The sequence below is a fragment of the Streptomyces sp. NPDC002520 genome, assembly GCF_053595235.1.
In genome coordinates this window covers 196,835-212,334 of record NZ_JBSFXG010000003.1, presented here as the reverse complement: position 1 = coordinate 212,334, position 15,500 = coordinate 196,835, and the positions used below count along the sequence as shown (strand labels likewise).

Annotated in this window: 18 protein-coding genes and 1 tRNA gene; 12 read left to right on the top strand and 7 right to left on the bottom strand. The window is 70.8% G+C overall.

The features are described from left to right. Positions 1-477 precede the first annotated feature (477 nt). A complete protein-coding gene (locus ACWD5D_RS06965) occupies positions 478-966 on the top strand; it encodes a hypothetical protein (RefSeq protein WP_451371758.1) in 489 nt (162 codons plus the stop codon). Positions 967-1,033: 67 nt separating this feature from the next. On the opposite strand, the gene ACWD5D_RS06960 is transcribed toward ACWD5D_RS06965, so the two are convergent. The 3 genes from ACWD5D_RS06960 to ACWD5D_RS06950 form a co-directional block, all read right to left on the bottom strand. Beyond that, on the bottom strand, positions 1,034-1,795 hold the full coding sequence (locus ACWD5D_RS06960) for a glycosyltransferase family 2 protein (RefSeq protein WP_451371757.1): 762 nt from the start codon (positions 1,793-1,795) through the stop codon (positions 1,034-1,036). A gap of 8 nt (positions 1,796-1,803) precedes the next feature. Next, a complete protein-coding gene (locus ACWD5D_RS06955; protein ID WP_451371756.1) occupies positions 1,804-2,406 on the bottom strand; it encodes a GntR family transcriptional regulator in 603 nt (200 codons plus the stop codon). Positions 2,407-2,598: 192 nt separating this feature from the next. After that, positions 2,599-2,946, bottom strand: coding sequence for a DUF6344 domain-containing protein (locus ACWD5D_RS06950; RefSeq protein WP_451371755.1), 348 nt, complete (start codon positions 2,944-2,946; stop codon positions 2,599-2,601). Between the two features lie 349 nt (positions 2,947-3,295). Between ACWD5D_RS06950 and ACWD5D_RS06945 the strand changes: the two genes are divergently transcribed. Beyond that, complete coding sequence (locus ACWD5D_RS06945; protein ID WP_003999697.1) at positions 3,296-3,424, top strand: DLW-39 family protein; 129 nt, start codon at positions 3,296-3,298, stop codon at positions 3,422-3,424. Between the two features lie 345 nt (positions 3,425-3,769). After that, positions 3,770-5,128 carry a hypothetical protein gene (locus ACWD5D_RS06940; protein WP_451371754.1) on the top strand — a complete coding sequence of 453 codons (1,359 nt, stop codon included), beginning with the start codon at positions 3,770-3,772 and terminating at the stop codon, positions 5,126-5,128. On the opposite strand, the gene ACWD5D_RS06935 is transcribed toward ACWD5D_RS06940, so the two are convergent. Both ACWD5D_RS06935 and ACWD5D_RS06930 read right to left on the bottom strand, forming a co-directional pair. Then, positions 5,092-6,645, bottom strand: coding sequence for a protein kinase domain-containing protein (locus tag ACWD5D_RS06935; protein WP_451371753.1), 1,554 nt, complete (start codon positions 6,643-6,645; stop codon positions 5,092-5,094). The genes ACWD5D_RS06940 and ACWD5D_RS06935 overlap by 37 nt on opposite strands. Positions 6,646-6,890: 245 nt before the next feature. Then, entirely contained in the window at positions 6,891-7,439 is a 549-nt protein-coding gene (locus ACWD5D_RS06930; protein ID WP_451371752.1) for a helix-turn-helix domain-containing protein, read from the bottom strand. A gap of 184 nt (positions 7,440-7,623) precedes the next feature. Between ACWD5D_RS06930 and ACWD5D_RS06925 the strand changes: the two genes are divergently transcribed. After that, positions 7,624-7,696 (top strand) — tRNA-Ala (locus ACWD5D_RS06925). Positions 7,697-7,850: 154 nt separating this feature from the next. Here the strand turns inward: ACWD5D_RS06925 and ACWD5D_RS06920 are convergent. Then, entirely contained in the window at positions 7,851-8,552 is a 702-nt protein-coding gene (locus tag ACWD5D_RS06920; protein ID WP_451371751.1) for a DUF5324 family protein, read from the bottom strand. A gap of 303 nt (positions 8,553-8,855) precedes the next feature. Between ACWD5D_RS06920 and ACWD5D_RS06915 the strand changes: the two genes are divergently transcribed. Together ACWD5D_RS06915 and ACWD5D_RS06910 are read left to right on the top strand one after the other, a co-directional pair. Continuing rightward, the gene (locus ACWD5D_RS06915; RefSeq protein WP_451371750.1) at positions 8,856-9,386 is read left to right on the top strand and encodes a peptidylprolyl isomerase; all 531 of its coding nucleotides are present in this window, start codon (positions 8,856-8,858) and stop codon (positions 9,384-9,386) included. Between the two features lie 122 nt (positions 9,387-9,508). Next, a complete protein-coding gene (locus ACWD5D_RS06910; RefSeq protein ID WP_451371749.1) occupies positions 9,509-10,396 on the top strand; it encodes a rhomboid family intramembrane serine protease in 888 nt (295 codons plus the stop codon). A 261-nt stretch (positions 10,397-10,657) separates the two neighbouring features. Here the strand turns inward: ACWD5D_RS06910 and crgA are convergent, their stop codons facing one another. Beyond that, positions 10,658-10,912, bottom strand: coding sequence for a cell division protein CrgA (crgA, locus tag ACWD5D_RS06905; RefSeq protein WP_451371748.1), 255 nt, complete (start codon positions 10,910-10,912; stop codon positions 10,658-10,660). Between the two features lie 153 nt (positions 10,913-11,065). Between crgA and ACWD5D_RS06900 the strand changes: the two genes are divergently transcribed. Genes ACWD5D_RS06900 through ACWD5D_RS06875 form a run of 6 tightly spaced genes read left to right on the top strand, consistent with a single transcriptional unit; the run spans position 11,066 to position 15,488 of the window. Then, a complete protein-coding gene (locus tag ACWD5D_RS06900; protein WP_451371747.1) occupies positions 11,066-11,854 on the top strand; it encodes a DUF881 domain-containing protein in 789 nt (262 codons plus the stop codon). 21 nt (positions 11,855-11,875) lie between these two features. Continuing rightward, positions 11,876-12,604 (top strand): class E sortase, encoded by a 729-nt coding sequence (locus ACWD5D_RS06895; RefSeq protein WP_451371746.1) that lies wholly within the window; start codon positions 11,876-11,878, stop codon positions 12,602-12,604. A 35-nt stretch (positions 12,605-12,639) separates the two neighbouring features. Next, positions 12,640-12,819: a hypothetical protein gene (locus ACWD5D_RS06890; RefSeq protein ID WP_451371745.1), complete on the top strand. Its 180-nt coding sequence runs from the start codon at positions 12,640-12,642 to the stop codon at positions 12,817-12,819. Further along, positions 12,816-13,457 (top strand): aminodeoxychorismate/anthranilate synthase component II, encoded by a 642-nt coding sequence (locus tag ACWD5D_RS06885; protein WP_451371744.1) that lies wholly within the window; start codon positions 12,816-12,818, stop codon positions 13,455-13,457. Before ACWD5D_RS06890 ends, ACWD5D_RS06885 begins: the two co-directional genes overlap by 4 nt. Beyond that, positions 13,454-14,719 (top strand): class E sortase, encoded by a 1,266-nt coding sequence (locus ACWD5D_RS06880; protein WP_451371743.1) that lies wholly within the window; start codon positions 13,454-13,456, stop codon positions 14,717-14,719. Before ACWD5D_RS06885 ends, ACWD5D_RS06880 begins: the two co-directional genes overlap by 4 nt. A gap of 13 nt (positions 14,720-14,732) precedes the next feature. Beyond that, positions 14,733-15,488: a class E sortase gene (locus tag ACWD5D_RS06875; RefSeq protein ID WP_451371742.1), complete on the top strand. Its 756-nt coding sequence runs from the start codon at positions 14,733-14,735 to the stop codon at positions 15,486-15,488. The last annotated feature ends 12 nt before the right edge of the window (positions 15,489-15,500 follow it).

Below are 15,500 nucleotides of genomic sequence, written 5' to 3'. Positions count from 1 at the left end.
GCAGGATCACATCGCGGTGGCGGAACTCTCACGCACCGTCCGGACAGGCCATCGGCTCGCGCCCCGAAGCGGCAGCCCCTGGCGCCGAACGTTCTCGGTCAACTTCCTTTGGAGACGGACGCCGGCCGTGTCGACGGTCGTCCTCCTCGAGCCGGCGGAGTCGTCCGCATCCTCTTCGGCCCGCGCCGGCACGCCGACGCGACGCGGACCGAAACGGCCCGTTCCGTTCGGTACCGGTCCCCGCGTGGGGAGGGACCGGTGCCGGACGGGCGGCGACACCCCTCCTGCCACGCACCGGCCACTCCCGTGTCCCCGCGCCGGCCTCGGCGTCCGGGCGCCGCTCCCTCTGGATATCTGACGGTGCGTCAGTTACGGTCGCCTCGGCCGCCGTTCCCGAAGGGGTTGAGTGCCATGCCGAGTGCCGTGGGAAAAAGCCCGGTCTGTCCGCAACCGCCCGGTACACCGCGCTGGGTCGCGATGTTCTACGAGCCGGCCAGGGCTTCCTGGGAGGTCGGCGCGGATTCCCCGTACCGGGCCCCCGTGCTGTACGCCGTGGGCGACATGGCCCGGACGGTGCGGGCGCGCGGCGACGAGATGACCGTCGCGTTGTGGGGGCCGCGGGACGGCGTCTGGCAGCGCTTCGACACCCCGGACTCCGTGCCCGCCCCCGCGCCCGCCTCGGTCACCGGGACCTCCGGGCCCGCATCACCGGAGACGACCGGGAAGCCGAGCACCAGCCGTGAGGAGCGCATGGCCGACCGCCGCCAGCAGGTGCTCATGGCCGGTCTCGGCAAGGCGGGGCTCTACGACCTGGCCGACGACGACGTGCGCGCGGTGGAGACGATGGTCGGCCTCCTGGACGAACCCACCCTGCGCCGCGTCGCCCACTGGCTCGCCACGGCGGGCGGCGCCCACGCTTCCCTCCCGCCGGTTCAGGGCGGTGCCGAGGGGGCAGGGTCGTCGTAGGTCTCGGCCGGCTGTGACGGCTGCTCCGGCGTCGGCAGGAGCCCCGGACACACGGGCCCCGGTACGTTCAGCCGAGGCCGGCCGGGTGGTGCCAGCCCGTCTCCGCCAGTGCGTGAGCCCTCGCCTCGGCCACCGCCATGCGGGCCGCGCGTTCCTCCGGGTCGGTGTGCAGGGGCAGCCCGGTGATCTGGCCCTCCCACTTGCGGTAGAGGAGCCCGACCTCCTGCGAGAACCACCCCCGGCTCACCGCGTTCAGCGCGAGGAGCAGCCCGGTGTCCTCGGAGGCGGGCAGGGCCATCCAGCCGCCGAGGGCGGTCAGCAGGTCCCGCCGCACGAAGAGGGTCGCCGGGTGCACCTGGGCCCGGAAGTCGTGCCTCTTCCAGTGGTCGAGCACGGCTCCGCGCTCCAGCGGCCCGTGGTCCGGGTCGTCGGGGAAGCCGGCCGTGGAGCCGTCGGGCAGCAGGTCCAGGACCCGGGAGGTGGCCCAGCCCAGCGTGCGGTCGGCCTCCAGCGCGGCGAGATCGCGGGCCAGTGTGCCCGGTGTGAGCTGGTCGTCGGCGTCCAGGACCTTCACGTAGGGGCCGTCGGCGTGTGCCAGGGCGATCGTGCGGGCGACTCCCGGGCCGCCGGGGCGCCCCTGGCGGAAGATCACCCGTGGGTCGTCGGGGATGTACGGGCGGACCTCGTCCGTCCGGCCGTCCTCCTGGACCACCCAGGTCCACTCCCAGCCGTCCGGAAGCTCCTGTGCGCACAGGGACCGGTACGCGTCCGGCAGGAACCGGGCGGACGGGGCGTGGACAGCGGTGACAACGGTGATGCGCCGGGGCACGGCGGCATTCACCACCTTTCCAGACGTGTGGTGAAGACCAGTTCCGTGCGGTCGCCGGGCAGGACGACATGGGAGACGTCCACGACGCGGTCGTCGATGCCGTACGAGGTCTTTTGGAGCAGGATGACCGCCGCGTCGGGCGGCAGCCGCAGCTCACGGGCCTCCTCCCGGGTCGGCGGACGGGCGGTGAGGCGCTCTTCCACGCGGTCCACCTCGACGCCCACGGTGTGCAGCTGGTGCTGGGTGCCGCCGGGCCAGGGCTCCTTCGACTCGTCCAGCAGATCGGGGTTGGCCGCGACCAGGTCGTAGGGGACGTACGAGGTCACGAGGCTGAAGGGGGCCGGGTCGTCGGCGCACCGGGTGCGGTAGCGGCGTTCGAGCAGCGCGGTGCCCTCGGGTACGCCGAAGGCGTCCGCGAGGTCCCTGGGTGCCTCGGTCCTGCGGTAGCGGGCGAGGAAGACGAGGTCGGCCGGTGCGGTTCCGGTGTCGTGCTCGGTGGCGCCGGTCGCGGCGCGGGCCGGTCGCGGCTGCCGGGCCCGGTCCTTCTCCCACTGGTGCCGCCCGTTGTCGCGCACCGCCCGGGTGCGCGGGCTTCCTGCCTCCTTGGACACGCGACCAGGCTACGACGCCCCGGGAGGACGCGCCGATCCGGTGGCAGTGCCCCCGCGAGTGCCCCCTGGCGGCGCCCTGAACAGCGCGAGACCCCCGGCCGAGGGCGGCCGGGGGTCGTTCCGTGTCGACTCATGGGTACGCAAGTCGCCGTGGTGTCGAGACGTCCGCGGTACTGCGTGCTGCGACCGGGGTCAGCAGTCGAGCTGTTCCGTCGCCCAGCGGTAGTGCGCGTCCTGCGTCTCGGCTTCCGTCTCGTCGAGGGTGTGGTGCCGGCAGCCGGGGGTCTTTCCGTGGGCCTCGGCCCGGATCCGCTGCTTCATCGTGGGGGGCAGGGCCTTTGCCTGGGACCAGAGCCAGTGGTTCATCGCCGGGACCACGTGGGCCGTGCGATGCGCGGCGGTGGGGAGGGGCTTCTCGCTCTGCGGCGCCGCCGCGGCGGTGGTGGCGGTGGTGGCCGTGACGAGTCCGAGCGCCGTGAACAGCGCGAGGAAGGCGGTGACGATGGCGGTCCACAGCTTCATGACCTTGTTGTTGGTCATGGCCCCTCACTTTCGGGTTGGGCGATTTGCGTACTTTCCTCATGATGTGTATGGGGGCCGAGAAGTGGTGGACCGACGCCCGTGGCGCGTCGAACTTCAGATGAACACCACTCGGATGGGTGCAAGGGGGTCGTAAAACCCTCAAAGCCAGGTGAGAGCGAGCGAAGAGGGAGCAAAGTAACGGTGTGTGGAGGTGTGATCACCCTCCGATCGGAAGGTGCGCCGACCTGGTCTATTGCGCTGCCGGAGGCGGGAGTTGGGGGCCGACGCGGGTCACCGACCGATATCGGTCGGTGTGTATAGTCGGGCGCCAGAGGTCCCCTACGTCAACGAAAGACGAGGTCGCGCGGTGAAGAAGCTGCTCCTGGTCGCACTGGCCGCCATCGGCGGTCTCCTCGTGTACCGGCAGATCCAGGCGGATCGCGCCGAGCAGGACCTGTGGACGGAGGCGACCGACTCCGTGCCCACGGGCTCCTGAGTCCCGGCATCAGAACCTGAGCAAGCCCCGGCCGCCCGCGCGGCCGGGGCTTTCGCGTTGCCCGTTGTTGCCCGTTCGAGTGCGCGGTGCGCTTCGTGTTGCCGGGTTCCGGAGCGTGGTGTACGCGTTCTCGGACGAGGCAGGACGGGACGGGCGTTTCGTGCGGCTCTTTCGGACGGCCGCACGGAATCCACGGATGGCCCAGGGGCACCCGGGGCAGGATGGGCCACGGCCGGATACGGGCGGGAGCGGAGCGACAGGGGGTGTCACGTGCGGCGGCGAGGACCTACGGCGCGAGGGCGTACGACGCGCGGGCGCGCGGCGCCGGGCCGGGACGGCCGGTCCATGGGGTGGGCAACCCGCGCCGCGCTCGTGGGAGCCGCCGTCCTGTGTGCCGTGGCCACGCTGCCCGGCGTGACCGCCGTCGCCGGCGCGGCCGAGCAGGAGACGTACGCCTTCGCGCCCGACGCCCGGCCCGTCACCGGCACGACCGGCACCGCAGGCGCCCCCCGGCTGGAACCCGGCCGGACCTACCGCAGCTCCCTGGCCAGCGACGGCGTGCTGTACTACCGCCTCGAACTCGGTGCCTCCGACACGGCCTACGTCCCCGTCACCGCCGTCCCCCCGCCGGACACCACGGTCTCCGCCACCGACGGCGTCCGCGTGTCGGTCCAGGACGCCCGCGGCACCCCCTGCTCCTACGGCTCCGCGTTCTTCGGCGCCGGGCTCAGCGCCCGCCCGGTCACGGCTCTGGGGCAGCGCGAGAGCGGAAGGACGCTGTGCCAGGGCGCGGGCACCTACTACCTGCGCGTCGAGCGCCGGGACGCCGCGGGATCGGCCGCCGCGATCCCCGCGCGGCGCTGGGACCTGGAGATCGCGCCCGTCACGGAACCCCGCCCGGCGAAGACCGGGGCCACCACACCGCCGGGAAACTGGGACTCCGCGTCCCCCGAGCCGCTCGCCGGCGAACCCCAGGACCGCTCCGGCGGCACCGGCTTCGCCACGGCGCGCCCGCTGGGCCAGGGCGTCTGGAGCACCCGGATCGCCCCCGGACAGACCCTCTTCTACAAGGTGCCCCTCGACTGGGGCCGCCGGCTGCAGGCCACCGCCGAACTGGACGGCTCCCCGGGGCACGGCTATGTCGGCGGAGCCCTGAACCTGTCCCTCCACAACCCCGTCCGCGGCTACGTCGACGCCGCCTCCCTCGGCTACACCGGCGCCACGAAAAGCGCCTCGCTCGACCCCGTGCCGCCCGTGGAGTACGCCAACCGGTACGCGGCCGTCGGCCGGGTCGGCGCCGTCCGGTTCGCGGGCGAGTACTACCTGGTCCTGCACCTCAGTTCGCAGATGAGCGGCACGTTCGGGCGGGGACCGTTCGGAGCGACGCTGCGCGTCCGCCTCGACGGGCAGGCCCACGCCGGGCCCGGGTACGCCGGCTCACCCGCGCCCGCCGACGTGTTCACGATCTCGGCGCGCGACCGCGCGGCCGCGATCACCGGAAGCGCGGGCGGCACCGGGAACGCGGGGAGCGCGAGTGACGCCGCAGGCGCGGGGAGCGTGAGCGGTGGCGGCGGTACGGCGATGACGGCGCTCGCGGTCGGCGGCATCGGCACCGGAACCGCACTGCTCCTGGTCCTCGGCGTGTGGACGCTGACAGCCCGCCGGGCTCAGACGCGGGCCAGCGCCCAGAAACCCACGGCGTAGCAGGCCAGCGCAAGCAGCAGCACCGGGATCGCGACCCTGGCCGGCGGCCCGGGACGCCGGCTCCTGCGGCGGGCTCGGCGTCCCCGGCCGGCGCGCGGCGCCACAGGCGGTGGAGCCTGGGGCGAAGCCTGCCGGGCTCGCGGGTTCTGCTGGGCTTGCGAGGCATGGGCCGTGTACGCGGCGGTGGGGGTGTGCCGCGGCACCGGGGGTGTGGGCGTGGCTGTGGCGGGGTGCCACGGGGAGGGGGCGTAGACGTGGGGGGTGGGGGCGGCCATGGGGACTGGGGGCGGCTGCTGCGTGCCCCGGTGGTGCTGCGGGGCGGGGACCGGTGGAGGCATGTCCGGGAGCGGGTCCCGCTCCGGCGCCGGAGCCACGTCCAGCACGGGCGTCACGTCCGGAAGCGGCGTCATCTCCTGCTGCGGAGGCGGGAGATGGAAGCTACCGGTGTCGGACATGGAGGGCAGCGGAGGCGTCGGGCGCCGTTCCTCTCCCGTGCCCGCGCCCGTGTCCGGGCCTGTGCGCGGATCCGGGGACGAACCGGCAGTCCCCGCAACCGAGTTCGTCCCGGAGTCCGTGCCGGCACCGGAACGGGAGTCGGTGTCCGCCGCCGGCGAAGCGCGTACACCGGACGCCCGCCTGAGAGGACCCTCCGGGCCGAACCCCGGTGGCAGCTGCCCGAGTTGATCGAAGATCTCGATCGGCTCGTGACCGTGGCCGGATTCCGGCAGGAGCTCCGCGGCGGACGCGAGCGCCTTGCGCGCTCCCGTGGCGGTACGGAAACGCGCCGCCGGATCGGGCTGGAGCAGGGTGGCGACGACCTGCCAGAGCGGCTCGGGAATGCCCTTGGGCGCACTGGGCGTCCCGTGTTCCATGAAGTACTGCATGAGGGCCTTGGCGTCGGGCTTGGCCCCTTCGAGCAGATAGAGCGCGACCAGGCCCACGGCGAACAGGTCGGCGGGGAAGTCCGGTTCGGCCCCCAGCATCTGCTCGGGCGCCAGGTATCCGGGCGTGCCCACCACCAGGTTGGTCTCCGTCAGCCGGACCTCGCCGAGCCGCATCGCGATGCCGAAGTCGGACAGCCTGAGCCGCGGCCGACCGGTGCCGGTGGCCTCCAGCAGCACATTGGCCGGTTTCACGTCACGGTGGACGACACCCTCCGCGTGCACCGCGGCGAGACCGGACAGGAGCTGGTCGAGCAGGATGCACACGAAGGACGGAGGCAGCGGGCCGTAGTCGTTGACGAGATGGACCAGCGAGCCGCCGCCGACCAGGTCCATGGTGAACAGCACCTGGTCGTCGTCGGCGGCCCAGCTCGCCGGGGCGAGCACATGAGGGTGATCGATGCGCAGGGCCTGCTCCCGCACGAAGCGCAGGAGCGCGTGGGCATCGCGCTGCTGGAGCACTTTGGCGGCCACGTAACGGCGCCGGCGGTGGTCCCAGGCACGCCAGACGGCGCCCACACCACCCCGCCCGATCGGGTCGGCCAGCTCGTACCGGCCGGCGAAGACCTCACCCATGACAGTCCGCCGCTCCTCCCCCGGCCCGACCTGCTCCGGCCCGACGCCTCTCCGGTCCCCTTTTGTTTCCCTTGCTTCTTCCCCCGGCCCTGCACCCCCGGATCCAGTTTCCCCCGGATCCTGCTTCCCTCCGATGCGAGAGGTGACCCCTGATGAGTGATACGACCCCGCGCCCCCCGGCGCTTCGCCCCCCCGAACCTCTGCCTCGGCCCGATCCCGGACCCCTCCGGAACCGGGCCGCGGGGTCAGTTCTGGTGGGACTGGTAGTGCGCGACCGCGTCCGAGGTGCGCCCGGCGCCGTAGACCCGGAGGAACTCTGCCAGCTCGGGGTGGCTCACGGCGAGAGTGTCGGCGGCGTCGATGATGTCGCCGGCGGCAGCCACGGAGCGCAGCAGCGACTGGATCTCGCGGACCACCCTCTTGACCGTCGGCGCACCCGAACTGTTCGTCGACTGCGTGGTGTTGCTGAGCACCGAGCCCCCCTGCGACTTCTTGATCTCGTCCATCCGCTCGATCGCCTCGGCCGCGCTGACACTGCCGTCCGCGGCCTGCGCCGCCAGCTCCTGCAGCAGCTGTACCCGCTGGACCACCGCGGGATTACCGATCTTGGCCCGCTGGCCGCTCATCAGCTGCGACAGCATCGGAGCGGACAGTCCGAGAACCGCCGCGAGCCGGGCCTGGTTGAGCCCGAGATCGTCGATCAGCTTACGGAAGAGCGCCCCCAGCGGCTCCCCGTACCAGTTCCGCTGCAGTTCCCGCGCTCTCGCGGTCGCTTCCTGCTGTGCGGCGTCCATTGCGTCTCCCCATCGCTTCCCCAGAAAAACCGCGGTTCGCTGCCGCGAACCACGTCGAGCATCTTACGGAGAGTGGTCATCTGCGGGGACCCCCAATCTTTTTGCGGGATACCGGGGGTGACCCGGTACTCTGGGTCTGCAGCGCCGCCGGGGACGTGATCTCTTCGGCCGGTTGCTTCTGTCCGGGGCCTTAGCTCAGTTGGTAGAGCGCCGTCTTTGCATGGCGGATGTCAGGGGTTCGACTCCCCTAGGCTCCACACCACAAACGCCCCCTGACCTGCAGAAACGCAGATCAGGGGGCGTTTTTTGGCGGGATGGTACGCAGATGCGGAGGCGCCTCGCGCAGGTTTCACGTGAAACACCCTGGGGCGGATGACCCACACGCATCGTCCGCCCCAGGGGTTCGCCGCCTCACCTGTCGTCGTCGCGGTCGGCGGACTCCTCCTCGTCCTGCTTCGCCTGGACCTCGGGGTCCAGCGCCGACGGACCCGTACCGTCCACCGAACCGAGGCGGCCCGACGCCGGGACCTCCGTCGCGGCGGGCGGCTCCACCAGCCAGTCCGGGTTGGCCTGCTTGTCCCACCACTTCCAGGCGGCGACGGCACCTGCCGCCAACACGCCCAACACCGCCAGGTACTTCACGGCACGACCCGCCCGGCACCGGCGCTCGTTGCGCCGGGCCAGCTTCTGGATGTCCTGTGCCGAGACATTGCCGCGCAGCGCGGCCAGCGCGGCGGCACCGCGCGCGGCAGCCTCGTCGGCCACCGGGCCGGCGGCCGCCACCGCCTGCTCGATCTTCGGACGCGAGTACTCCGCCGCCTGCCGGGCGGCCCTGCGAGTGAGCTCAGCGGCCTCCTGCGCGGCCAGGTCCACTTTCGGCGGCACATGCGCACGGGCCTGCTCCAGACGCGGGGCGAACCGGGCGTCGTACTGCACCCGGGCCTGCTCCGCCGCCTGCGACACCACGGGCGCGAGCCGTACGCGCGCCTCCTGCGCGTAGTACGCGGCACGCTCCTTGGCCGTGTCGGCGTACGGCGCCACCACTTCCGCGGCGTGCAGCACGCTGTCCTTCGCCGAACCGGTCGCGGCGCGCACGCTCTCGATGCGGGTCACGGGATCCTCCTCCTCGGTGGCGTACGGTATTTCGACTTTCCACCCTTTTACGGATCATGCCCGCCCGAGGCCCACGAGGCATGCGCGAGCGGGCATACGGGTGCTGATCGCTGCTTAAGCGACGCAAACCGGGCAACACAAGCCTGTCCACGACACTGCCACGAATCGCCGCCGCGCGCCTCCTACCCGCCGGAACTCATGACCGGTCCGGCGACGCGGACGCCGGAGCGTGCGAGGATCGGGAGACACGGAAAGACGCGGAAAAAACGCGGAAAGACACGGAAAGACAACGGAAGGCAGAACGTGGCCGAGCAGCTTTACGCCACCCTGAAGACCAACCACGGCGACATCGAGATCCGGCTGTTCCCGAACCACACGCCGGTGACCGTCAGGAACTTCGTGGAACTCGCCGAGGGGCGGCGTGAGTGGAAACACCCGGGCACCGGCGCGGTCACCCAGGACAAGCTCTACGACGGCACGATCTTCCACCGGGTCATCAGCGGCTTCATGATCCAGGGCGGCGACCCGCTCGGCAACGGCATCGGCGGCCCCGGCTACGACTTCGCGGACGAGTTCCACCCGGACCTGAACTTCGGCAAGCCCTACCTGCTCGCCATGGCCAACGCCGGACCGGGCACCAACGGCTCGCAGTTCTTCATCACGGTCTCGCCGACGACCTGGCTCAACCGCAAGCACACGATCTTCGGCGAGGTCGCCGACGAGGCCAGCCGGGGGGTCGTCGACGCCATCGCCGCCCTCCCCACCGGTGGCAACGACCGGCCGCTGGACGACGTCGTCATCGAGTCGGTCGTCGTGGAGAAGCGCGAGGGCTGAGCCGGCCGTCCGCCACGCCAGCACCGGGGCCGGAACAGGGAACAAAACGCGCCGCTCGTCCGTAAGGATGAGCGGGGCGGGGTAATGCCGGGGGACATCCCACGACGGAACAAGGGGATCTCATGGAGCAGGCCGCAGGCAGTGCACAGGACGACGCCCAGAGCCTGCCCGTGTGCTACCGGCACCCGGACCGCGAGACCGGCGTGCGCTGCACCCGCTGCGAGCGTCCCGTCTGCCCCGAGTGCATGGTGAGCGCCTCCGTCGGCTTCCAGTGCCCGGACTGCGTCCGCGGCGACGGCGGCACGGGCCACTCTCCGGCCGCGTCCCGGCCCCGCACGATCGCCGGGGGGACGAAGGCGGCCGACCCACGGCTGCTCACCAAGATCCTCATCGGGATCAACATCGCGGTGTTCATCGCCGTCCAGTTCGACAAGTCCCTACTGGAACACCTCGTTCTCTTCGGCGAGTGGCCCCCGAAGCCGTACGCGCCCACCGAAGGCGTCGCCGAGGGCGAGTGGTACCGGTTCGTGACCTCGATGTTCGCGCACGAGGCGTTCTGGCACATCGGCTTCAACATGCTCAGCCTCTGGTGGATCGGCGGCCCCCTCGAAGCAGCCCTCGGCCGGGCCCGCTACCTGGCGGTGTACCTGGTCTCCGGACTGGCCGGCGGCGCTTTGACCTATCTGCTGGTCGGCCCGAGCCAGGCCTCGCTCGGCGCCTCCGGCGCGATCTTCGGCCTCTTCGGAGCGACCGCCGTCCTCATGCGCCGCCTGAACTACGACATGCGCCCGGTCATCGCCCTGCTGGTGGTCAACCTGATCATCACCTTCGGCGTGCCGAACATCGCCTGGCAGGCCCACATCGGCGGCCTGGTCGCGGGCGTCGTCACCGGCTACGGCATGGTCCACGCCCCACGCGAGAAGCGGGCGCTCGTCCAGTGGGGCACCTGCGCACTGGTCCTGGTGGTGACCGTGGCCCTCGCCCTGGTCAGGACCGCTCAGCTCACCTGATACCGAACCGTTGTCCACAGTGCGTTCCGGATCTTGTGCACAGTGTGCGGACACGGCTGTGCCCCCTGTCGCTCGGATGAGTCTCCGCAGGTCAGACAGGGGGCGCAAGGGTGTTCGGGAGCCGGTAGGGCAGTCACACCGGCGTCAACGGCTGATGAGTTATCCACAGATCGTCGTTTCTTTTCCCCACCGTGTGGACAATGGCTGTGGATAACTCAGCGGATAGCCCTGGGCAGAGCTAACGCAACCGTGCCGTGAGTGCTACTTCCACTGGGTGGAGACACCGAAGCCGGCGGCGATGAAGCCGAAGCCGACCACGATGTTCCAGTTGTCCAGGCTGTCGATCGGCAGCGAGCCGTCGGTCACGTAGAAGACCACGATCCAGGCCAGACCGATGACGAACATGGCCAGCATGACCGGAGCGACCCAGGCACGGTTGTCGAGCTTGAGCGCCTGCGTCTGCTTCGCGGGCGGCGGCGTGTAGTCGGCCTTCTTGCGGATACGTGACTTCGGCACGAGGGTCTCTCCTGTCGATGCGCTGCGTGGCCGCGCAGGTAACTGGGTCGGGCTCGGGTCAGCGTACAAGGGGACAGATAAGGGCACACTCAGCGCTCCCCCGGGCGTCGGTTAGCGTAGTGCTTCCGCGGCGCCGAAGGAGATAAGGGTACGTTGAGCAATTCTGCCGACTCCCCCGGGACGGGAGCAACGGGTTCCGGTTTTGCGCGTGGCCCGCGCCTGCGGCCGGTGCGGATCCTGACCGCCGCCGTCTTCGCCCTCGCGGGACTCATCTTCTTCACCAGCTTCGACACGGCCAAGGGCACCGACATCCGCGAGGACGGTTCCCTTCTCAAGCTGTCCGACCTGATCCAGGAGCGCAGCCACAAGAACAAGGAGCTGGACGAGAGCAACGGCACCCTGCGCGAGGGCGTCGACGCGCTCGCCGAGAGCGACGACGGCAGCACCAAGGCCCAGGACGAGCGGATGGGCGGGCTGGAGAGGAGCGCGGGCACCCAGAAGGTCACCGGTGACGCGGTCACCGTCACCCTCAACGACGCCCCGCCGAACGCCACGGCCAAGCTCCCCGGCTACCCCGAGCCGCAGCCCGACTACCTGGTCATCCACCAGCAGGACCTGCAGGCCGTGGTCAACGCCCTGTGGAAGGGCGGGGCCGAGGGGATCAAGGTCATGGACCAGCGGCTGATCTCCACCAGTGCCGTGCGCTGCGTCGGCAACACCCTGATCCTCCAGGGCCGGGTGTACTCGCCGCCGTACAAGATCACCGCGGTCGGTGACCCGGACCGGCTGAAGCAGGCGCTCGCGGCGAGCAAGGCGATCCAGACCTACATGGTCTACGTGAACGTCTACGGCCTCGGCTGGAAAGTCGTCGACGACGGGACGGTGACTCTCCCCGGCTACTCGGGCACAGTGGATCTGCACTACGCGAAGCCCGTGCAGTAGCCGTCCGTCCAGGAGCCGCCGGTGCGCGTGATCGTCAGGACCGTCAGCGAACTGTGCATCACCGTCGGGACCCTGATCGTGCTCTTCGTCGTCTACGTGCTGTTCTGGACCGGTGTGCGGGCCGACGGCGCCATGAGCGACCAGATCGACCAGCTGCACCGGCAGTGGTCGACGGGGGGCGTCGCACCGGCGAGCGGCGGTGACACGGCGAGTGGCGGTGACACGGCGAGTGGCGGTGACACGACCGCCCGGAGCGCGCCGAAGCATCAGGCGGCGTACGACTCCGGCCGCCCCTTCGCGATCATGTACATCCCGCGCCTGGGCTCGGGCTGGAACAAGCCGGTCCTGGAGGGCACCGGCACCGACGTCCTGCAGAAGGGCCTGGGCCACTACGCCGGGACCGCGCGGCTGGGCCAGGAGGGCAACTTCGCGGTCGCCGGACACCGGCGCACCTACGGCGACCCTTTCAAGGACTTCCCGCGGCTGAGGCGGGGCGACGCGGTGGTTCTCACGGACGGTAGGGACTGGTTCACGTATCGGATCGACAAAGGGCCCTACAAAACCGTTCCGACGGACGTCGAGGTGATCGACCCTGTCCCACGTAAGTCCGGGTACGCACGTCCGGGCCGGTATCTGACGCTGACCACGTGCGATCCGGAATGGGGACACAGCCACCGGCTGATCGTCTGGGCGCATCTGGACTCCACCCAGCCTGTGGAGTCAGGCCAACCAGCGGCGCTGCGCCGTTAGTCTGGTGCGGGTACGGCGTGAGTCACGTGCCGTGGATGAACGGAAGGGACGGCATGTACGGCTGGATCTGGCGGCATCTGCCGGGGAGCGCGTGGGTGAGGGCATTGATCTCACTCGTACTCGTCCTGGCCGTGGTCTATGTCCTCTTCCAGTACGTGTTCCCGTGGGCCGAGCCACTGCTGCCCTTCAACGATGTGACGGTGGACAACCAGTGAGTACTGCACGGATTCTCGTCGTCGACAACTACGACAGCTTCGTCTTCAACCTCGTCCAGTACCTGTACCAGCTGGGTGCGGAGTGCGAGGTGCTGCGCAACGACGAGGTGTCGACGGCGCATGCGCAGGACGGTTTCGACGGGGTGCTGCTGTCGCCCGGACCCGGTACGCCGGAGGAGGCGGGCGTCTGCGTGGACATGGTCCGCCACTGCGCGGCCACGGGCGTCCCGGTGTTCGGCGTGTGCCTCGGCATGCAGTCGATGCAGGTGGCGTACGGCGGTGTGGTGGACCGGGCGCCCGAGCTGCTGCACGGCAAGACCTCTCTCGTCGAGCACGAGGGCAAGGGCGTCTTCTCGGGGCTCCCCTCGCCCTTCACGGCGACCCGGTACCACTCCCTGGCCGCCGAACCGGCCACCGTGCCAGCCGAGTTGGAGGTCACGGCGCGCACCGAGGACGGGATCATCATGGGGCTGCGCCACCGTGAACTCCCGGTGGAGGGCGTGCAGTTCCACCCCGAGTCGGTGCTGACCGAGCACGGGCACCGGATGCTGGCCAACTGGCTGGTGGAGTGCGGTGACAAGGGCGCCGTGGCGAGGTCTGCGGGGCTCGCCCCGGTGGTGGGCAGGGCCACGGCGTGACCGCGCTGCGCCCCGAGCGTGAGGACTTGTACGGCGAGGGGCCCTACGAGTCCTTTGGGCACGCCTCGCTCGCGGGTGATCCTCCGACGGCGCGGCTGCCTCACCTGGACGGTCAGACGGCTGCGCCGTCGGCGTACGGCGGGCCGTACGCGGCGGCGGGCCACGACGGCTCGTACGGCCACGGGCAGGACGGACAGGACGGGCAGCAGGGGCGGTACGAGCCGTACGAGCAGTACGACGGCCGGGCCGGCGTGTCCCGGGCCGCTGCCGACGACGAGACGATGGCGCTGCGGAGCCCCGCCGTCGACGACGAGACGGTGGCGCTGCGGATCCCCGGTCCGCCGTCGGGGCCCGAGAACGGCTTCCTGGGCGTCTCTGCGGCCTCTGCGGCCTCTTCCGGCTCCTCGGCCACCGGACCCGCACTCGGCGGCCGTGCGGCCCGCAGAAAGGCTGCCAGGCGCGGCGGTGGCCGCCACGGCGGAGGCGGCCGGGAGACCGCGGCCCAGCCGGAATCCGGGAGCGAGCCCGGGAGCGCGCCGGACCGGCCGCTGTCCCGGGTGGAGGCCCGGCGCCAGGCGCGGCTGCGCAAGCCGAGCCCCTCGGTCGTCGCGAGCCGCGCGATCGGCGAGGTGTTCATCACCACCGGCGTGCTGATGCTGCTGTTCGTCACCTACCAGCTGTGGTGGACGAACGTGCGCGCGCACGCGCAGGCCGGCCAGGAGACCAGCAGCCTCCAGCACGACTGGGACAGCGGCAAACGGGCCCCCGGGGTGTTCGAGCCGGGGCAGGGCTTCGCCATCCTGGACATCCCCAAGCTGGACGTGGTGGCGCCGATCGCGGAGGGCGTCAGCAACAAGAGGGTGCTCGACAAGGGCATGGTCGGGCACTACGGCGAGGCGCCGCTGAAGACGGCGATGCCGGACGCGAAGACGGGCAACTTCGGGCTGGCCGCACACCGCAACACGCACGGCGAACCGTTCCGGTACATCAATAAGCTGGTCAAGGGCGACGCGGTCGTGGTCGAGACCCAGAGCACGTACTTCGTGTACAAGGTGACCTCGATGCTCCCGGTGACCTCGCCGTCCAACACCGGCGTGCTGAACCCGATTCCGCCGGGGTCGGGCTTCACCGAGCCGGGCCGGTACATCACACTCACCACCTGTACACCGGAGTTCACGAGCAAGTACCGGCTGATCGTCTGGGGCAAGATGGTCGAGGAACGCCCGCGCAGCAAGGGCAAGCCGGACGCGCTCATCGAGTAGGGACCGAGGAACTGTGGCAGCGACCGCCGACGACACCGAAGACCACACGGCCGCGTCCGGCGTGACGCCGTCCCCCACGGGCCGCCGCGGGCCCGGCCGGATCGCCCGGGCGGTCAGCGTCTTCGGTGAACTCCTCATCACGGCCGGCCTGGTGCTCGGCCTGTTCGTCGTCTACTCCCTGTGGTGGACCAACGTGATAGCCGACCGCGACGCGAACCGGCAGGCCGACAAGGTGCGCGACCACTGGGCCCACCCCGCCGACTCCGGCCCCGGCGCGCTCGACACCAAGGACGGCATCGGTTTCCTGCACGTACCGGCGATGAAGAACGGCACGGTCCTGGTCGAGAAGGGGACCTCCACGGACGTCCTCAACGACGGCGTGGCCGGCTACTACACCGACCCGGTCAAGGCGACCCTCCCCATGACCGGCAAGAAGGGCAACTTCACGCTCGCCGCCCACCGTGACGGCCATGGTGCGAAGTTCCACAACATCGACAAGCTGCGGGACGGCGACCCGATCGTCTTCGAGACCCGGGACAACTGGTACGTCTACAAGGTCTTCTCGATCCTCCCCGAGACCTCGAAGTACAACGTCAAGGTCCTCTCCCAGATCCCGAAGGAAGCCGGCCGCAACAAGCCGGGCCACTTCATCACGCTGACGACGTGCACGCCGGTGTACACGAGCCGGTACCGGTACATCGTCTGGGGCGAACTGGTCCGCGTGGACAAGGTCGATGGCGAGCGGACTCCGCCGAAGGAGTTGCGTTAGCGTGACGTGCTG

Excerpts from the sequence above, each read along its gene's own strand:
- ACWD5D_RS06965 (WP_451371758.1), top strand. The coding sequence starts at position 478 with ATGTTCTACGAGCCGGCCAGGGCTTCCTGGGAGGTCGGCGCGGATTCC.
- ACWD5D_RS06950 (WP_451371755.1), bottom strand. The coding sequence starts at position 2,946 with ATGACCAACAACAAGGTCATGAAGCTGTGGACCGCCATCGTCACCGCC.
- ACWD5D_RS06940 (WP_451371754.1), top strand. The coding sequence starts at position 3,770 with ATGGGGTGGGCAACCCGCGCCGCGCTCGTGGGAGCCGCCGTCCTGTGT.
- ACWD5D_RS06935 (WP_451371753.1), bottom strand. The coding sequence starts at position 6,645 with ATGGGTGAGGTCTTCGCCGGCCGGTACGAGCTGGCCGACCCGATCGGG.
- ACWD5D_RS06930 (WP_451371752.1), bottom strand. The coding sequence starts at position 7,439 with ATGGACGCCGCACAGCAGGAAGCGACCGCGAGAGCGCGGGAACTGCAG.
- ACWD5D_RS06910 (WP_451371749.1), top strand. The coding sequence starts at position 9,509 with ATGGAGCAGGCCGCAGGCAGTGCACAGGACGACGCCCAGAGCCTGCCC.
- ACWD5D_RS06890 (WP_451371745.1), top strand. The coding sequence starts at position 12,640 with ATGAACGGAAGGGACGGCATGTACGGCTGGATCTGGCGGCATCTGCCG.